Consider the following 17,719-nt stretch of genomic DNA (forward strand, 5'->3'; position numbering starts at 1 on the left):
AGGCGGAGGTAGGTATGTCCATAACATTCGGCGGATTGGCTACAGGCCTGGATACCAACGCCATTATCGATGCGTTGATGGAGATCGAGCGGAGACCCATTGATCGTCTGGAGCGGGAACAGAGTTACCTCAAGAGCCGCTTGGATGCCTTCAAGAGTTTTGATGGTATTCTGTCCAAGTTGCAGGGTAAGTTCGAGGCTCTTGATACCCAGGATGAGGTCCGTTCCTATACCGCAAAAGCCGGATCCGATGAATTCTTCGGTGTGTCGACCTCCGGCACGGCACTTCCCGGCAATTACCAGATCGAAGTTCAGAACCTGGCTCAGCTGCAAAAAGACGTCAGTGGCGGTTACGCCAGTTCTTCAGAAGCGTCTTTCGGGCAGGGGACGATTACCATCAATGGTGTTGATATCGCCTATGACGGCGATTCGCTCAGCAGCTTGATTGACAAGATTAACCTGGCCAATACCGGCGATACGCCGACGGGTGTTTCAGCCTCGATCATCAACGACGGGGTTACCGGGTACCGCATGGTTCTGACAGGGGACGATGCCTCTACAAGCTTTACGGTCAGTGGGAACGAGACAAGCGCGGGTGCGTATGCTGCTCCTGCTTTCAGCAACGTTCAGGTGGCCATGCAGGCCTCCATTCTCGTCGATAATATTCAGATCAAAAGCAACACGAATACTTTTGATGAGGCCATTCCCGGGATCACGCTAGATCTGACCAAGGCCAATGCGCTTGGGGAAAAGACCAGTCTCAACATCGCTGTTGATAAGGAGGCGGTCAAGACAAAGATCAACGATTTCGTCAAGGCCTACAATGAAGTGTTTGAGTTTATCGCCAAACAGTCTGAAGCCGATTGGGGCAAAGATTCCAGCTTTCGCAGCGTCAAGCGCAACCTTCAGAACATGCTCACCGCACCCGTAGGCGTTTCCGGTAGCTATACCATGTTGTCACAGCTGGGTCTGAAGACGGAACGTGACGGTACCCTGACGGTGAACGATACCACGTTGACCGAAGCCATTGAAAACGATCTTGACGGTGTCGCCAAATTGCTGGCGGGTGAGTCGGGGATTGATGGAGTCAGCACTCTGTTTAAAGGCTATCTGGATAGCATCACCGACAGTCTGGATGGCATTTTGGCCAGTCGCAAGGAGAGCACCGACAGCAGCCTTCGTCGAATCGATCTCAATCTCCTGAGGCTTGAGGGTCGCATGGAACAGAAAGAGAAAAACCTTCGGGCTCAATACAGCGCCCTGGAAGACCTCGTCTCTTCCATGAACTCCCAAAGTGCTTATCTCTCGCAGCAATTAAACGCCTTGAACGCCTGAATCTAGTGTGGAGTTGATCATGAATGCTTATTTTAACCAATATCAAAACACCCAGGTTTCTACGGCTTCACGAGAGCAGATCCTGCTTATGCTCTACGATGGAGCTATCCGTTTTGTCCGGCAGGCCGAAGAGGCCATGCTGGACAAAAATTTCAGTAAAAAAACGCAGATGATCAACAAAGCCATGGCCATTATCAGTGAGTTTTCCGCCACCCTTGACTTTGAAGTAGGCGGCGAAATCGCCCATAACCTTTATGCCTTGTACGACTATATGAACCGAGAGCTGATCAAGGGAAATATCAGCAATGATCCCGGTCATCTGCAGATCGTTCATAAGCTTTTGACCGAGTTGAGGGAAACCTGGGCCGAAGCCGTGGAAATTTATCGCAAGGAAAAAATGGCCGATAAAAATGTCACGGCATCCTCCCAGAAAAGTATAAGCGAAGGGCGAACCCTGGCGGTGTCGCTGTAGTCGCAAAACCGGGGGAGAAGACAATGACCAACGCGATGAGCATGGAAGACAGGTTGCTTGAAAAAGGAGAGACCTTTTTTGCGAAAGGATCCCTCGATCTGGCCGTACAGATGTTTCGAGAGGTGTTGGATTTGAATCCACGCCGAAAAGAGGCGCACAACAATCTGGGGTGCGTTTTTTTCGAACAGGGAGTGCTGGACAAGGCGGAAGAGAATCTTCTCAGGGCTTATGCTCAGGACTGTGACTATCTCAATGCCGTCGATAACCTCTCTGAACTGTACAAGCAGATGAAAAATCATCGTCGTGAACTGTTCTTTCGGCAGGAGGCAGTCAAAATCGAACAGGATAATCCTGCCCGCTGGAATGCTCTGGCGCTGTGCTGGCTTGAACTGGGCAATGCCGCCGAAGTGCAGAAGGCTTTTGAGAAATCCCTTTCTCTCCATGGTGACCAGCCGCAGATTCGTACCTTGCTTGACGAACTGGTCTCAATCGGGGCTGAAGCCGCCGCCGTGTGAGATGTGGATTGAAGTGCAAAGCCGTCAGGACAGAGAGGGCCATATGGAACTGTTGTTGCGTCAGTCGTTGACCGGCTACCAGGAACTCTTTGCTTTGAATGAAGAAATCCTGGTCATGGACATTCAATCTGGTCCTGAAGCCATTGATGTGTATTCTCGTCGACTAAAGGACCTGCTCGTCGAAATTAAAAATTGCGACAAAAGTGTCGAGACAGCCCTGCTAGAAGAATCGCCCACAATAAGTCGTCAATGGCTCCTGCAGCGCCAGGAGCTTATGCAGCGCATCGAGGCGCAGAACCGGTTGATTTCTGAAAAGATCCGTGGCATGATGTCCGTCATTTCGGCCGAAATCGGACAGTTGCGAGGGGGGATGACGGCCATGTCGGGTTACCATGGTGATCGTGACCATAAAGGCAGTGTTCTTAAGGACTCCTGCTGATTCTCCTCTCAAGATGTTTCCACCAAGGATCAATCTGTGTCCTCCCTAACACTGCTTACTCACTTGCAAGAGTCCAAGGTCGTGCGTGTTTTCGTCCCCTTGAAAAACGGGGACAAGAAACGACTGGACGGTGTGGCCAAGGTCGTGAAAGATACTTTGGTCGAGGTGAGTTTCGTCCCCGATCAACTCCCCGTTGCTGACATAGAACCTGCCCAAAAAGCCCTGATTTCCCTGGACACCGGTGATGGCACCTTTTCGTTGAACTGTTCGATTGAGCAGGTTGTCAGTGATGAGAAGCTGTTGCTGATGGCGACCGAATCGATCAGTCATGAACAAAAACGCGAGTGGTTTCGGGTCGATGCCGCATTTGTTGTGAAATATTGGCCGGTTACCGAAAAAGGGGCCCCCAACGGCGATACTGCCATGGGTGAGACCATTGATGTCAGTGGTGGCGGTGTGCGTATCGCGGTCAAAGAGTGTTTGCCCGTGAGAACGCGTCTGCGCCTGGAGATTGAGATGACCGAACCTCATAATAATATCACCTGTATCGGGCGGGTCATGCGGGTGATCCGCACTTTCAGTGGCCGTTCGCAGATGGGGGTGCAGTTTGAGGATATTGAGAACGACGAAAGGGATAAAATCGTCTCGTTTTGTCTGGCCGAACAGCGGCGTCAGTTGCGCTTGAAGGTGCAGGTGGTGGGGACGGTTTAGCGATTTATTCGTAATATGTTTGTTAGGGCCTCTGCCGTCATGGTGGGGGCTTTTTTAATTTGTGAAATGTGGGAAAACCATTAAGACCGGCGGGTTGCGCCCCGCCATGACGCCTTCCTTTTCTTGCTCGTCCAAGAAAAGGAAGCAAAAGAAGGACGCCCGGCTCCTTGCCCTGCGGGTTCCCTGCGCTCCGCCGCCCGACCGGGGGCAGGCAAAAACTCGCTGCGCTCAAACATTTGCCTGCCTCTTCCCGGCCGCTCGGCTACGCTCCGGCTTCGTCACACGGGGTGAGAAGCAGAAAGCCCCCCCCCCTGAGAACTCGCCTTCGAGGGGCGGAGGTTTCGGGAAAAGCCGTGAACTTAAGCGCAGCGCATGTGAACGGCCCCGAAACATCTGTCCGTCGAAGGGAACCTGCGCCAGCAGGCGAGTGAACCGGGGGCGCCCTTTGGGTCCAACCCTTTGGGCGAAAAAAGGGTTGGGCGGCGTCAGGGGCCGCGACCCCTGGTTTTTAAAAATATTTAGCCACGAATAAAGGCAGATAAGGGCAAATGAAGGCTTGGGGTAAATCCTAAATCGGATCTCAAGACCTTCATTCGTGTCCATTGGCTCTTATTCGTGGCAAAAAGACTGCATCCTCTCAGGCGAAGGCATATTCTCCCGCTGAGGAGGCGTGGGGGGGAAGAAAATCGAGGAAGGCATCTTCGGGGGTGAACATCTCGGTGCGGTTGCGGCCCTTGCGTTTGGCGGCATAGAGGGCGCAGTCCGCCTGTTCAACCATATCCTGCGGTGAGATGGCTGCATCGCCAACAATGCAGGTCAGGCCTATGCTGATGGTGATGGGGTGGCCATGCAGGCTGAACCCAGCACTGACGGCCTGCAGGCTTTTGTGTATACGACTGGCGAGCGTGAAGGCTTGGGGAGCGTTGGTTTCAGGCAGAATAAGAGCAAACTCTTCGCCGCCGTAACGGCAGGGTGTGTCGGTACGACGGACTGTGCGCCCGAGGCACTTGGCCACTTCCTGCAGAACCCTGTCGCCTTGAGGATGGCCATAGGTGTCGTTGACCTTTTTGAAGTGGTCCAGGTCGAGGAGCATGAGAGAGAAGGGTTTGCCGGTCCGTACGCTGCGGGCAAGTTCAGCTTCGAGGGTAACGTCAAAAAAGGCGCGATTGTACAGATGGGTCAGGGAGTCCGTCAGCGCCAGGCGGGCCAGATCGCTTTTGACCTGGCGAAGGTGATCCATCCTTTCCTTCTGGCGCAGGTGGGACCGGATACGCGCGGCCATTTCCTGGTCGCAGATATCGGTGGGCAGGCAGTCACAGGCGCCGAGGTCGAGAGCAAGAACCCGTTCCTTGGCTCCTCCCTTTTCCATCAGGACAACAACCGGGATATCGCTCAACTCTTCTCTTTTTTTCAAGGATTTCAGCCAACCCAGACTGTCTGCCGTGAGCCCCTGCTGTTGGCAGAAGATCATGGCGACCTGTCGCAGACTCGTAGACTCCAGAGCTGTTGGTCCATCGGCTGTCATGCGGACGTCTGCAAAAAGTCCGGTAGCGCTGAGAACGTCTGCCAGAGCCTGGCGTCTGGGAGATGATGGAGCGACAATAAGAGCTGAACTGTGCATGTGAATACCCTGTAGATGTTAGAAGTTCCTGTATCTTACTTATCGGCTGATTTCAGGTAAAATTTAGCCTCATTTTTTATTAAAGATTTCGCTATGTGGAGCCGATAAACTCATTATGAATATTATCCCGCCCACGTCTCCAGTCCCTTTTGCTGTGCAGCCAGTGGTTTCCACCAGCAGTCTGCATGAACAACGGCAGTACGATCTGCATCCCAACCAGATGGTGCGGGCGACGGTGGCCGAGGGCGGCGCGGACCGGGCACTGCTCGATCTTGGCCATCAGCAGGTGCTGGCCGAAACAAAGGTTCCCCTGCAGAAGGGGCAGAAACTCAACCTGATGGTGGTGGAGACTTCTCCACAACTGATTCTGCAGATCGTGGAAGACAAGCTCGCCAGCCGCTTGCTGCGATCCCTGCACCTGCTGGCGGAAAAGCCGGAAATGTTACCTCTCCTCGGTCGTTTGCTGGCCGGGTCTTTTAGTGGCAAGGGTTTGCCCGAGCAGGCGCAGGCGGTCCTGGCGAGGGTTGTAGAACTGATGCGCCTGCCGCCAGGGCAGCTCAAGGGCGAAGGCCTGGCTGAGTTGATACGTCTTTTGGGGCTTGATGCCGAAGCCCTCTTGGCCAAAGGGGATGGCGCCAAGGCTCTGGCCGGTCTTAAAGGGGCGCTGCTGCAGGTCGCCGGTTTACTGGCCGAGGACAGTGCGACCGCGGCCATGATGGAAAAACAGCTGAAAGGCCTTGAACTCTATCAACTCTGCCGCGTTCGCCTGGAGCAGGATGGGATGCTCTTTTTCCCCCTGCTACTGCCGTTTCTGGAGCAGGGTTTTGTCTTTGCGCAAAAGAACGAGTCCGAAAGCGACGGAGAAGCGGAAATATCTCATTTGCTCTCCCTGCATCTGCGCCTGGAAGGGCTCGGTAATTTACAGATTCGTCTGTTGCATGACGGCAAGGGAGTTTTTCTGCGTTTTTATTGCGAGTCACAGGCGATAGCCGATTTTGTGGGGTCTTTCTCCGATGAATTGAACGAGGGGCTCGCCTCTTTGCCGCTGCAGGGGGTCAGCTTCACCGACGGCGCTCAGGAGCCGGCCAGAGTGCTGGCGGAAACAGCCATGCCAGAGCGCGACGGGCTTCTCGACGCCAGGGTGTAAGTTATGAGTGAGAGCAAGCCGATGAAAAAAGCTGTGGCGCTGCAGTATGACCGGGAAAAAACGGCGGCACCGCGTGTTGTCGCCAGCGGTCGCGGTGAGATTGCTGAGCGTATCCTGCAATCGGCCAAAGAAGCTGGCCTGCCGGTACGGGAAGATGCCGATCTGCTGGAGGTTCTGGCTCGTATTCCGGTCGGTGAGGAGATACCCGAGGACCTTTATCAGGCGGTGGCTGAAATTCTGGCCTTTGTTTACCGGGTCAATGGTCGTTATAAAGAGAAAGCCGGCGCCTGAAATACCCTCCAGGCTTTACATGTTTTTTTTAGAGGATCACTGACCTTCTCTTTTCATTTAGGAGATTTGCTTCATGACGGAAAATGCAAGGGGACACAACTTTCTCGAGGCTGACGCCACCGGGGAAGAGGACACCATGGAGAACAAGTTTCTCACCTTTCATCTGGGTAAAGAGGACTACGGGATTGAAATTCGCTATGTCACGGAGATCATCGGTGTGCAGAAGATCACCGATGTGCCTGACATGCCCGACTACATCAAGGGCGTGATCAATCTGCGCGGCAAGGTCATCCCCGTGATGGACGTGCGGGCCCGCTTCAAATTGCCCGCCCGGGCATACGATGATCGAACCTGCATTATTGTCGTTCAGTATAACGAGACGGCTGTGGGACTGGTCGTGGATGAAGTGAGCGAGGTGGCCAACATTGCCAGTGATCAGATCGAGCCGCCGCCGCGAACCAACCGTGGGAAGAGTAGCCGTTTTTTCAAAGGTATGGGCAAGATGGAAGAAGATGTGAAGATTCTGCTCGATGTGGAGCGTCTGCTCTATGACGAGGAGCGCTTAAGTGCGGGGCAGGGGGACCAGGTTTAGTCTCTTGCCTGCTGTCGATTGATACAGAAAAGGCCTGCTTGTCGGCGGGCCTTTTTATTTGGGTCAGGCTCGATCGTACTAAAAGGGCGTCTTGGCGAAGTGGCGTTTGGTGGCGTCCTGTAGTTTGCTGACGGCGTTGAAGGACTCCTTGAGCAGGTCCTGCTCGTTTTTGGCCAGGGCGTAGGGGTCGAGGTGGTGGCTCGGCGGCCGTCCTTGCTCCACCATGGCGATCTCATGGCGAAGACGCAGGAAGATGAGGGCCTCAAAGGCGGCCCGGATGTGTTCGGCCGTCTCGGCGGAAAAGACGTGATTTTCCACCAGGGCCTTGAGGCGGTCAAGGGTGGTAATGCGGTTGATTTCCTTCTCCAGGGTGAACATGCGGATGCAGTCGACGATATAGACAATGCCGCCCTGCTTGAGGGAAAGTTCCCCTTCGTGCTCGCCGCTTTTGTCGACGATGAACCTCCCCAGCAGTCCCACCGGCACCTTGTAGCGCAGATCCAGTGACATGACGTGATAGAGAAAGCCTGGGAATTCCCGGATGAGATGGTGCACCGTATCCCGCAGATCCTGAGCCAGGGTCGGGTCGCCCACCAGGGGAGAAAAGTCGAAAAAGATAGAAGAATAACGCACTTTCTGCGGTTCGGGGTCATGTACCCAGTCGGCAATGCGCTCCTCCCAATCCTGCAGGCGGCCGCGCCAGGCCGGGTTGTTGACCATGACCTTGCCGCTGCACAGCGGGTAGCCGATCTGGGCCAGAGCCTGGACGATCTTTTCGGCCAGGGGGGCGAAAAATCCCTCAATCTCCGGCAGACGTTCATCGGAGACATTTTCGAAGATAAAACCGTGGTCCTGATCCGGGCCGAGCAGCATCTCACGGCGGCCGCCGCTGCCCATAATGAGAAAGCAGTAGCGGATGTCGGGGAGAATGTTCCCTTCGGCCAGGTGCTGGTCCAGGCATATTTCGTATGCGCGCCGGATGATGCCATGATGAATGTAGGAGATGATCTCCATGACCTCCGGGGTACTGCGCGTCTCCGACAGCAGGCCGCGGGCCACGGTGACGATTTCCCGGCGGATGGCAGCCAGCCCTGCCAGGGTTGATTCGTCCCTGATATTGCCGACCAGTACCATGGCTTTTTGGCTGCGATAGCGCAGCAGGTCGCGCAAGGTGACGATGCCCACCATCTCGCCGCGATCGACCACGGGCAGATGTTTGATGCGGTGGCCGGTCATATAGGCCATGGCTTCGTACATGTAGGTATCGGGCGCCATAGTGTAGGGGTGGGCGGTCATGATGTCGCGGGCGCGCAAGATCTGGCCGTTGGTGTGCTCAGGAGCGATGACCTTATACACCAGGTCTTTTTCGGTGATGATGCCGCAGGGCCGGCTCTTTTCGTCGAGAACGAGGACGGAGCTGATCTTCTTCTCCATCAGTCGACGGGCCACTTGCTGGGCTGTTTCATCGGCCTCGCAAGTCACTACTGTCGTCACCATGATCTCCGACAGCCGTTTTTTAAAGGGATAGGCTTCGACCTGGGTCATGGCCTTCTGGGTGTAGTCGGTGACCATCTCCGAGTAGAGTTGGCGCACGCGCGAATGGACAATGCGGGCGAAGTAGGCGCTCAACTGAGGATGGTCTTTCTCGGCCCGTTTGAGAATATCCTGAGGGATGAGGTAGCATTCCGTCCCCTTGACGGTACGGGCGCCACCCGTATAGGGCTCGCCGGTAAAGATGGGGGTGCCGCCGAAAAAGGTCCCTTCCTTGCGGTAGTCCACCACCATATCCGAACCGCCGGGGGTGGTGACGACAATCTCGATCAGCCCCGTCTTGATAACATAGAGGTAGCCCGTCGGCGGATCGTTCTGATGAAAGATGTGATAGTTGGCCGGATATTTTCGCACGACGGCAGCGCTGCTTATCTCCTGAAAAATTTCATCGGGCAGGTGATTGAAGGGCTCGGTGTCTTTGAGATGTCTGATGAGACTCATGCAGAATTCCGGGGTCAAGGGATACACAGCAGTTGCGAATGGCCACAGGGCCACCTTGGGGGCGGCCCTGTAATTTGAAATGGTGTTTCATTATGGTCCGGAATCGTTTAAATGGCAACCCCTTTAGGGGGTCTTTGTCGCGGAGGAGACATCCCTTTCATCCTCATCCACATAACCTGGCAGGTTGTGCAACTTGCGCAGAATATTGTCCATGCGCGTGGCAGACTCATCGCTGACCCGTTCATCCGTGAGGTTGGAAACGAGAATATTGATGAGAAAGGCCAGGGGGCAGACGATGAGAGACGACGAGGTGGCCGGCAGCAGCCCTTCGGGACCGAACAGGGGAATGCCGGCAATCCAGCCGGCCATGGCCGTGAGGGTCAGGGTGAGGCCGAAAATGATGCCGGCCAGGGCGCCGTATTTGTTGGCCTTGCCGTACCAGACGGCGAGGACAGCGGCCGGGAAGATGGTGTTGCCGGCAATGGCGAAGGCCATGGCGACGATCTGGGCGATGAGGGCCGGCGGGTTGAGGGCGGCGATGACCACGATGGCACAGATGATGACCGTGAAGATGCGGCCGACGTGCAGCGCCTCCCGGTCGGTGCAGTCGGGCTTGAAGACAGTGGCATACCAGTCGTGGGCTATCGCCGAGGCGCCGGCGACCAGCAGACCGGCGACGGTGGAGAGACCGGCGGCCATGGCTCCTCCGGCCAGATAGCCGATAAAGGGAATGCCAAGGCCGGCTCGTTCGGGGGCGGAAAGAATGATGACATCCGCCACCGCTTTGCCGCCCAGAGGGTTCCAGAATTTACCCATGGCGGCGTAGACGGGGGAGGACCAGTAGAGCAGGCCGATGAAGAAGAGTCCCCACAGCACCGACTTGCGGGCGATATCCTCGTTCTTGACCGTGTAGAAGCGGATCATGATGTGGGGGAGTCCGGCGGTGCCGACCATGAGGGTAAAAGCGAGGGCGATGAACTGGTAGATATTCCCCATGCCCCAGGGAAGAAAGTCTTTCCGGAGTTGATCCAGGGCTTCCGCCGAAAGCTGTCCGGAAGCGACCTTGCCGTCCATGAGGCCGGAGAGGATGGCGCCGTACTCAAGCTGTGGCAGCCAGCCGATGCCGCCGGCCTTTTTGATGAGAAGCCAGAGCGGAATCAGGAAGGCGGAGATGAGAACGACATACTGAATCTGCTGATTGCGGGTGACCCCCCGCATGCCGGAGATGAGCATGTAGGTGAGGACGACACCGGCAGCGAGAAGGACGCTGGCCGTGTAGTCGATGCCGAAAATCCAGCCGCAGATGAGGCCGATGCCCTTGAACTGAGCGGTGGCGTAGGTGATGGCGATGATAACGGTCACGGCCGCCGAGATGAGGCGGACGGCGTGGCTGTCGTAACGATCCCCGAGAAACTCAGGGATGGTGTACTTGCCGAAGCGGCGGATTTGCGCTGCCAGCAGGGTAAGCAGCAGCACGTAGCCGCCGGTCCAGCCGAGAATGTAGCCCAGCCCGAACCAGCCTTTCAGGTAGAGCAGACCGGCTACGCCCATGAAGGAGGCCGCTGACATCCAGTCCGAGGCGATGGCGGCGCCGTTGCCGATTTTGCCAATTCCCCGCCCGGCCACCCAGTAGCCGGAGGTCTCGGATACCTTGGAGAGAAAGCCGACGCCGATATAGACAGCGAGCAGGATGAGCAGAATGACCGCCGGGATCATCTTGAAGCCCGGTTCCACCTGGTAAATCTCTTCGCCGACCGCGAAGGCGGGCAGGGCGGTGGCCAGCAGGATAGTCAGGGCGGCCGCTGTGTGGGAAAGGAGCCGCGACATGTCAGTTTCTCCTCAGCGCTGGTGGGGCGATCCGCTGCTGGGCCACGTGGCGTTCCCAGAGAAAGCAGTAGAGCTTGCACAAAAGTACATAGCCGATGGTGCAGCCCTGGGCCACCAGCCAGTAGTGCAGGGGGAAACCCAGAAATCGTGAGCGGGTAAAGAACGACTCGCCCAGACCCCTGGGATCGCCCAGCCCGGCGAGCCAGATAACGAGGGGAACGCCGAAACTCAAAAGGGCCCAGAGCAGAAGGATGGTTTTGGCAACGGCCGTTTCCCTTCGCATACTCCGGTGCACAGGGCGAAAGAAATTGACCGTCACTCTTTGTCGTGCCGTCATGCCGTTCTCCTGGTCTAACCTGTGGATTTTTTCGGATTGGAAAATTGGTACGTGATGGCGTCAGTCGTGCTCGCCGTCAAAGTAACGGCCAAGGTGGCCGAGCTTGGAGGAGATAATATCACCGGCTTCCTTGAGATGGGGAAAAATTTCTTCCTGCAGACGATTTTCGGTCATGCGAAAATCGGGACCGACGCAGCAGAGGCTCCCTAACACCTCGCCGCCCGACCGGAATAGAGGGACGGCCGCGCTGACCACGCCTTCACCGAGACCGCCCTGGTCAAGGCATAAGCCGGTGTTGCGGATAGCCTGTTTTTCGGAGGACATCAGCTGCGGCACCTCCCGACCTCTTTTGACCTGGGAGCCATTGGAACCCTCACTATCCTCGGCCCGAAAGGCCAGGATGACCTTGCCGGCCGCCGTGCCCGCAATCGGGTAGCGATTGCCGACAAGCGAGACAATTTTGACCTGGGCGCTGGTGTCGACCATGTCCAAAAGAAGAATAAAAGGGTCGCGAGGTACTGCAAGATATACGGCTTCATTGACCTGCCGAACAAGCCGCTCCATCACGGGCTTGGCCTTGCGCAGCAGGTGCATGCGTGACAGAAACTTTTGTCCCATTTCATAGGCGGAAAGGCCCAGACGGTATTTGCCGGAGCCCTTTTCCCGCTCGACATAACCACGGTTTTCGAAGGTCGCCAGCAGGCGGAAGACACTGGTTTTATTCATGCCGAGTCTTTCACTGAGCTGCGAGATGCGGACCTCGTCCCCCTCTTCACAGAGGGCCTCAAGGACATCCAGGGCATTATCCACCGACTGGATGGAGTAGGATTCTTTTTCCCTGGTAGACAATGTTCTTCTCCTTGACATCCAGTGGTGGAAACGGCCGGCCATGGCGACTCACACCGCCCCATAGGACGTTAATGTTTGAGTACTAGTGTTAAAAATAATACACCGTTTTATTTGTGTCAACTTCAATTATGCGAAAAATGAAGTGGGTTGTGGATGGAGGTAAAGTCCAGAAATGCCGGTTTTTGTGAGGATGGTCTGTCTGTAGGATAGAAGGGAGCGAAAAGGGGAGGCTGCCTGCTTCTGCCTTTTTAGTGGTCGATTTTATTACAGCGGTGCTCTTGTGAAAAAATTGTTCTATTTCTAGGTCTAGGGAGGGGGCGGGATGGCTGTTGCGGCTGAGACTTTCTTCCCGCAGGTGTCGCGGATGAAATCAGATTTCGCCTGCGGCACCTGCAGGCTTCGCTTGAAGTTTTTCAATAATGGGACGATCTGCTGGCAGTATGTTGAAGTCGTTCAATTCTTCCGGCAGCACCCAGCGGTGCTCCGAGACCTGAATGTTCTGCACGGTAGGGCTCAAGGGCCGGCACAGATAGGCCAGGATCAGCACCGGACCCCAATCATACAGGTGATACACCACCTCGTAGATATCACCTGTTTCGACCTCAAGCGACAACTCTTCCATAAGTTCCCGACGCAGGCCTTGCTGTGGGGACTCGCCGGGGTCCAGTTTGCCGCCAGGAAATTCCCACATGCCGGCATGTTTGCTTCCGCCCGGGCGGCGGGTGATGAGAATGCGGCCTTTATGGGTGACGATGCCGGCGGTGACGATGAGGGGGAGACTGTTCATGGGGTCCCTGTTCATTTTGGAGGATGGGTTGGCTCAGTATAGCGGTGTGGTCGCTGGGTAAAAAGGTTTTTTTGCTGACAGGCCCTGACGGGTTGTGTTAAAAATTCCCCCCTAAACCTTGCCAATGGAAGGTTAACTTATGTTCAAGTTGTCTGACAAAGGGCGCGGTATCCGCGAGATGTTTGACACCATCGCCCCCCGCTACGATCTCCTCAATCGTCTTCTTTCGCTGGGTATCGACCGCCGCTGGCGGGCCTTTGCCGTAAGACAGTTGCAGATACCCGAGAACGGACGCGTTCTCGACGTGGCGACGGGAACGGGGGATGTCGCCCTGGAAATCGCCGCCCGCACTCCCGATTCGGTGCGCATCGTCGGCGAAGATCTGACCCAGGGCATGCTTCGTGTCGGCCAGGAGAAGATCGCCGCTTCCGCCTTTGCCCACCGCATCTTTCTGGTCAACGCGCCCTGTGAGGCCATGCCACATCCGGCGTCCGTCTTCGATGGCGTTACCATCGCCTTCGGTATCCGTAATGTGGTCGATCGCCTGGCGGGACTGCAGGAGATGGTGCGGGTGCTCAAGCCGAGTGGTCGGGCCGTCATTCTCGAATTCTCCAACCCCCGCAGCCGTCTGTTCAAGGCTCTTTACTACTTTTATTTTCGGCAGGTTCTGCCTTTTATCGGCGGCCTGCTCTCCAAACGCAGCGCCTACCAATATTTGCCCGATTCCGTTCTCGAATTCCCCGATCAGGAAACCTTCAAGGGGATGATGGCCGAGGCCGGCTTCACCGAACTGCGCCATTTCGACCTCACCTTCGGCATTGCCACGGTCTACGTCGGGGTGCGACCCTGAACCCTCCTGTTTACTCATTCTGTCACGGCGGCTTTCGGGCCGCCTTTTTTGTTGGTGCAAAACCGCTATACTTGTCTTCAGAGTTCCGTATTCCCACGACTGCAACGCGAAGGAGGATTGTGTGAAACAGGCTTTGCTCGTTATCGACATGCTCAACGACTTTGTGCGACCGGGCGCTCCCCTGGAAGTTCCCAATGCCCGGCATATTCTGCCCGGGTTGCAGGCGCGCGTACAGGAGGCCCGCGCCGGAGGTGTTCCTGTCGTTTTTATCTGTGATGCTCACGCCGCCGACGATCGCGAATTCGAGCGTATGGGCTGGCCTCCCCATGCCGTGCGCGGCAGCGAGGGGGCCCAGATTGTCTCGGAACTGTCCCCGCAACCGGGTGAAGAGGTGGTGGAAAAGACGACCTACTCGGGTTTTTACGGAACAGAGCTTGAGGCGGTACTGACAGAAATGGGGGCGCAGGAACTGGTGCTGACCGGCTGCGTGACCAATATCTGCATCTTTTACACCGCTGCCGATGCAGTTATGAGAGGATACCGGGTTCGCGTACCCCGGCAGCTCGTGGCCGATATCGAGGCCGTCGATGGACGTTTTGCGCTGGAGCAGATGGAAAAAGTACTTGGCGTGATGGTGGAGTGACTTACGGCTGTGTTTTTTTGTCTTCCTGTTGACCCGCTTCCATGTCGCTCGTACCCAGGGATTCCAGGTCGGTAATGAGTTTGCCGGGCAGGCCGAGGGTACGCTTGAAGATGCCCAGCACCGTGTCTGAAACTGAGGTGATGGGGATGGCGCTGACTTCAGGATCCTTGCCGCTCCCTGCTACTTTGAACTGGGCGGTGACCAGGGCTTTGTCCTCCCCGGTCAGCAGCCAGCCGGCCAACGGTATGCTGGAGACGATTTTGTCGACTGTCCCCAGCGGCTTGATTCCGAGGGTCAGGTTCAGCTGGTCGTCTATGAGTCGGTAGCTGCCGACGAGCGAAAGATTCATGGCGTTGCTGTCAATGAACAGATCCTCCGTGCTCAGCACCCCCTGGTCCAGGGAAATGGAGGTTCGCAGCTTGTTGAAAGGCATGCCTTCCTCGGCCATGTCGGGCAGGCGCAGAGAAAAAATTTGCGAGACATTTATCAGTGAAAAAACCCGCGACAGGGTTTTGAGCTGGCGAAGCACCCCATCTTTTATTTCCAGATTGATCCCGCCCAGAGAAGAGGCCAAAAATCCTTTGCCCGTTCGTCCTTCCAGGTAAAAGTCGCTGCGCATGGTGCCGGTAACCAGGCCACGGTGTTCGAGCATTTCCTGATAGATGGTGGCGGCGTCGAAGTTTTCCAGATGGCCTGAGATGCGCAGCAGAGACGGGGAGCCTTGACTGTTGTCAACCAGAACCTGCCCGATGCCATAGCCATCTTTGGACCGAAAGCGGATGGGAGATATGCCGAGTACACTGTCTTTGAGCCAGATGTCCCCCTCGGCCTCGGTAAATCGGAGATTGCCGATGGAACCTTTGGCGGCGCGGGCTTTAATGTCTAATTGCACCTGTTGTTGATTTTTTAACGCCTCTTCCCCTGTCTCTTTTTTACTCCCTTCTTTCTTAACACCATCCTGCCACAGGGCGATAACCTCGTCGATCCGGGCGTTTGTCGAGACAATGTCCAGCCGTACGCTGGGTGCTCCCTTCCAGTGGATGCGTCCATTGACCTGGGCTTTGGTGCCCTGATCCAGACGCACATGAACGGGGGCGAACTCCATGCCCTCCTTGTCGAAATGCAGGCGCCCGGCAATGTCATGCAGAACGGCCACTTCGGAAGGGAAGATAATGTCCTGGGCGCGTACCGCCTCGCCACGGACATCGACCTGCAGCAGGAATTCGTCGAAGCGCTGAAGGCGGGCGTCGACACTGAGGGGTGATTCGCCCAGCTTCAGAGAAAGATTCTGTCCGAGGGCATGATCGGGAAAGAGGCGGATCGTACCGTTGATAGCTGTCAGGTCGGGAATGACCCGCGTGAGATGAACGCCCACATCCTGAACGATGGCTTCGCCGCCTTGGAACTGCATCCTGTGGCGGTCGCCGGCCAACCGGAGGTCGAAGACTACACTGCCGCGAGGTTCGAGCCACTTGAGAAAGGGCAGGAAGGAGGGGGTCTTGGCAAGATTTCGGGTCACTCCGTGGATGTCCAGGTGGTAAGGGCGGTCCTTTTCCATTTTGATGCCGCCTGCAAGGTCCAGCCTCAGGTCCGGGAATAACAGGCTTCCCTGAACCAAGGTGATTTCGGCTGGCTGGCGTCGGATGGAAAGTGCCAACTGGCTGTCTGAGTCCGCCGATTTGGACAGAAGGCGTGGCCAACCAACCACCAGGCCGCCCAGGTTTGCGTGTGCGTCTATGGCAAGGTCTCGCCAGGGGCCTTGACCCGAAACGGTAAAGGGGACGGCGCCTTTCAGGGAGGCGGGATGTTCGCGTAGAGCGGGGACGGCAGACTTGAGCCAGGTGGCGTCGATGGCTCCCGCCGCCTGCAGGGAGAGCTGGCGGTTGACCGAAAAAGGGGAGCTCAGGGTGCCTTCAAGGTGAAGGGCGTGACCTCCCATGCTGGCCACCGCTTCAAGGGCTACCTCGTCATCCTGCACATCAATCTGGCCGGAAAGTCCCGATACTTCAAGGTCCTGTCGAAAGCGCAGGTGAACATCCCTGATATTTAGTCGGGCATTCTGTATATGAATACCATGGTCCTGCCCCTGTCCATCCTGCCGTTGGCCCACCAGGTTCAGAGCGGAGATTTCCACGGTGCCCGCTTGCAGGCAGTTGGCGAAGCCGGAACCCTTTTCTCCCTCGGGCAGGAAGGTCCTGATGACGGCCGCCGGGATGGGTTCGCTGGACCAGGTGGTCTGCAGTCGCAGATCGCCCGCGGTCGTCTCCAGTGAGGCCTTCCCCTGCAGGAGGAGGTTGTTTCCGGCAAGTTGCAGGTCCCTTGCCGTATGGATACCCTCCTCATAAGTCCAGTGCCCGGAAAAAACCAGGGGAAAGAGTTTTTTGCCGCTGATCCGGAAGGTTGGCGCCTGCAGGGAAAAATCATCGCCCCAAAGTCGGCAGCTGAAGTCCATGCCTTCACTTAGGGAGCCGTGGCTTTCCAGAAAAAGCGAGGTTTTCCCGGTTGCGGTGAGAGTGGACTTGGACTTTGGCAAAAAATCCGTGATTGATTTGGCGTCCACGTCAGTCAGATTAAGGGTAAGCCGGGCAGAGGTGTCCCGCCAGGCTTCCAGGTCTGGGGGCAGGTCGATAGTCCCCGTCAAAGACAGGTCGGCGGTGTTTTCCTGATGATGCCATTGCGCTTTAAGGGCCAACTGGCCTGTTTTTCCCAAGGCAAGATTGTCAAGGTGGAAGTCCACAGTTTTTAATTCGGAAAAGACAAGACGGTCAGGCTGCCTCTTATCCAGAAACTCGAAGTGCCCTTGTACGATCGTCAAGGACTGTATCCTGCCTTGGGAGAGTACACCGATATCCAGCAAGGGACGGAAAGGCTGGGGGGGAGAATATGGTGGTGACGATGAGATTCGATGACGAAGGTGGGGGTGATCGAGCAGAATGTCCCGCAAGGCAATCTTCCCTGTCAGCAGGGGCAAAATATCCAGTTTGAACAGGATGCGTTTGGCCCGCAGGATCTCTTCGTCGCCGTTGCCCTGGCCGATGCGCAGATCAGAGAAGCTGAAAGCCGGGCCAGGTTCGAAGGTCAGCTGGACCGCGCCCAGATGGACGGGATGGGAAAGGGCTCCGGCCAGGGCGTCTTCAAGCTCGCTGCGATAGGTATTGAGATCAAGGGTAGCCAGGAAAACGACAACGCCGGTCAGGCATAAAATAAGGAGGACGCTGAAAAAGATGAGGAATTGACGCAGCCGTGTCATTCTTGAGCCTTTTTGTGGACGGTGAATGGGAAGCTGATTTTAAACGGATTTCAGGCTGGTGC

General features: G+C 56.3%; 17 protein-coding genes. 10 read left to right on the top strand and 7 right to left on the bottom strand.

The features are described from left to right. Positions 1–14: 14 nt before the first annotated feature. The 5 genes from fliD (at position 15) to AOP6_RS04695 (ending at position 3,471) form a co-directional block, all read left to right on the top strand. The gene (gene fliD / locus AOP6_RS04675; protein WP_155875457.1) at positions 15–1,334 is read left to right on the top strand and encodes a flagellar filament capping protein FliD; all 1,320 of its coding nucleotides are present in this window, start codon (positions 15–17) and stop codon (positions 1,332–1,334) included. A gap of 19 nt (positions 1,335–1,353) precedes the next feature. Further along, entirely contained in the window at positions 1,354–1,806 is a 453-nt protein-coding gene (gene fliS, locus AOP6_RS04680) for a flagellar export chaperone FliS (RefSeq protein WP_155875458.1), read from the top strand. Between the two features lie 23 nt (positions 1,807–1,829). Next, entirely contained in the window at positions 1,830–2,321 is a 492-nt protein-coding gene (locus tag AOP6_RS04685; protein ID WP_155875459.1) for a tetratricopeptide repeat protein, read from the top strand. A 43-nt stretch (positions 2,322–2,364) separates the two neighbouring features. Beyond that, the gene (locus tag AOP6_RS04690) at positions 2,365–2,760 is read left to right on the top strand and encodes a hypothetical protein (RefSeq protein ID WP_155875460.1); all 396 of its coding nucleotides are present in this window, start codon (positions 2,365–2,367) and stop codon (positions 2,758–2,760) included. Between the two features lie 81 nt (positions 2,761–2,841). Next, positions 2,842–3,471, top strand: coding sequence for a PilZ domain-containing protein (locus AOP6_RS04695; RefSeq protein WP_155875461.1), 630 nt, complete (start codon positions 2,842–2,844; stop codon positions 3,469–3,471). 637 nt (positions 3,472–4,108) lie between these two features. Here the strand turns inward: AOP6_RS04695 and AOP6_RS04700 are convergent. Next, entirely contained in the window at positions 4,109–5,092 is a 984-nt protein-coding gene (locus AOP6_RS04700) for a diguanylate cyclase (protein WP_155875462.1), read from the bottom strand. A gap of 115 nt (positions 5,093–5,207) precedes the next feature. On the opposite strand from AOP6_RS04700, the gene AOP6_RS04705 reads away from it, so the two are divergent. The 3 genes from AOP6_RS04705 to AOP6_RS04715 all read left to right on the top strand — a co-directional run bounded on the left by AOP6_RS04705 (position 5,208) and on the right by AOP6_RS04715 (position 7,122). Next, entirely contained in the window at positions 5,208–6,239 is a 1,032-nt protein-coding gene (locus tag AOP6_RS04705) for a hypothetical protein (protein WP_155875463.1), read from the top strand. Between the two features lie 3 nt (positions 6,240–6,242). Beyond that, positions 6,243–6,530, top strand: coding sequence for an EscU/YscU/HrcU family type III secretion system export apparatus switch protein (locus tag AOP6_RS04710; RefSeq protein ID WP_155875464.1), 288 nt, complete (start codon positions 6,243–6,245; stop codon positions 6,528–6,530). Between the two features lie 73 nt (positions 6,531–6,603). Beyond that, complete coding sequence (locus AOP6_RS04715; RefSeq protein WP_155875465.1) at positions 6,604–7,122, top strand: chemotaxis protein CheW; 519 nt, start codon at positions 6,604–6,606, stop codon at positions 7,120–7,122. 78 nt (positions 7,123–7,200) lie between these two features. Here AOP6_RS04715 and AOP6_RS04720 read toward each other — a convergent pair whose 3' ends face one another. From AOP6_RS04720 to AOP6_RS04740, 5 genes are all read right to left on the bottom strand, one after another. After that, the gene (locus tag AOP6_RS04720) at positions 7,201–9,114 is read right to left on the bottom strand and encodes a putative nucleotidyltransferase substrate binding domain-containing protein (protein WP_155875466.1); all 1,914 of its coding nucleotides are present in this window, start codon (positions 9,112–9,114) and stop codon (positions 7,201–7,203) included. 123 nt (positions 9,115–9,237) lie between these two features. Further along, a complete protein-coding gene (locus tag AOP6_RS04725) occupies positions 9,238–10,941 on the bottom strand; it encodes a VC_2705 family sodium/solute symporter (protein WP_155875467.1) in 1,704 nt (567 codons plus the stop codon). Between the two features lies 1 nt (position 10,942). Continuing rightward, complete coding sequence (locus AOP6_RS04730; RefSeq protein WP_155875468.1) at positions 10,943–11,278, bottom strand: sodium/substrate symporter small subunit; 336 nt, start codon at positions 11,276–11,278, stop codon at positions 10,943–10,945. Between the two features lie 60 nt (positions 11,279–11,338). Next, positions 11,339–12,127 (bottom strand): IclR family transcriptional regulator, encoded by a 789-nt coding sequence (locus AOP6_RS04735; protein ID WP_213194764.1) that lies wholly within the window; start codon positions 12,125–12,127, stop codon positions 11,339–11,341. 370 nt (positions 12,128–12,497) lie between these two features. Then, on the bottom strand, positions 12,498–12,914 hold the full coding sequence (locus tag AOP6_RS04740) for a (deoxy)nucleoside triphosphate pyrophosphohydrolase (protein ID WP_225897358.1): 417 nt from the start codon (positions 12,912–12,914) through the stop codon (positions 12,498–12,500). 139 nt (positions 12,915–13,053) lie between these two features. On the opposite strand from AOP6_RS04740, the gene ubiE reads away from it, so the two are divergent. Further along, positions 13,054–13,764, top strand: coding sequence for a bifunctional demethylmenaquinone methyltransferase/2-methoxy-6-polyprenyl-1,4-benzoquinol methylase UbiE (gene ubiE / locus AOP6_RS04745; RefSeq protein WP_155875471.1), 711 nt, complete (start codon positions 13,054–13,056; stop codon positions 13,762–13,764). 121 nt (positions 13,765–13,885) lie between these two features. Beyond that, the gene (locus AOP6_RS04750) at positions 13,886–14,407 is read left to right on the top strand and encodes an isochorismatase family cysteine hydrolase (RefSeq protein WP_155875472.1); all 522 of its coding nucleotides are present in this window, start codon (positions 13,886–13,888) and stop codon (positions 14,405–14,407) included. Between the two features lies 1 nt (position 14,408). Here the strand turns inward: AOP6_RS04750 and AOP6_RS04755 are convergent, their stop codons facing one another. Continuing rightward, a complete protein-coding gene (locus AOP6_RS04755) occupies positions 14,409–17,657 on the bottom strand; it encodes an AsmA-like C-terminal domain-containing protein (RefSeq protein ID WP_155875473.1) in 3,249 nt (1,082 codons plus the stop codon). Between the last annotated feature and the right edge of the window lie 62 nt (positions 17,658–17,719).

This window comes from Desulfuromonas sp. AOP6 (genome assembly GCF_009731355.2).
GTDB lineage: Bacteria > Desulfobacterota > Desulfuromonadia > Desulfuromonadales > SZUA-540 > SZUA-540.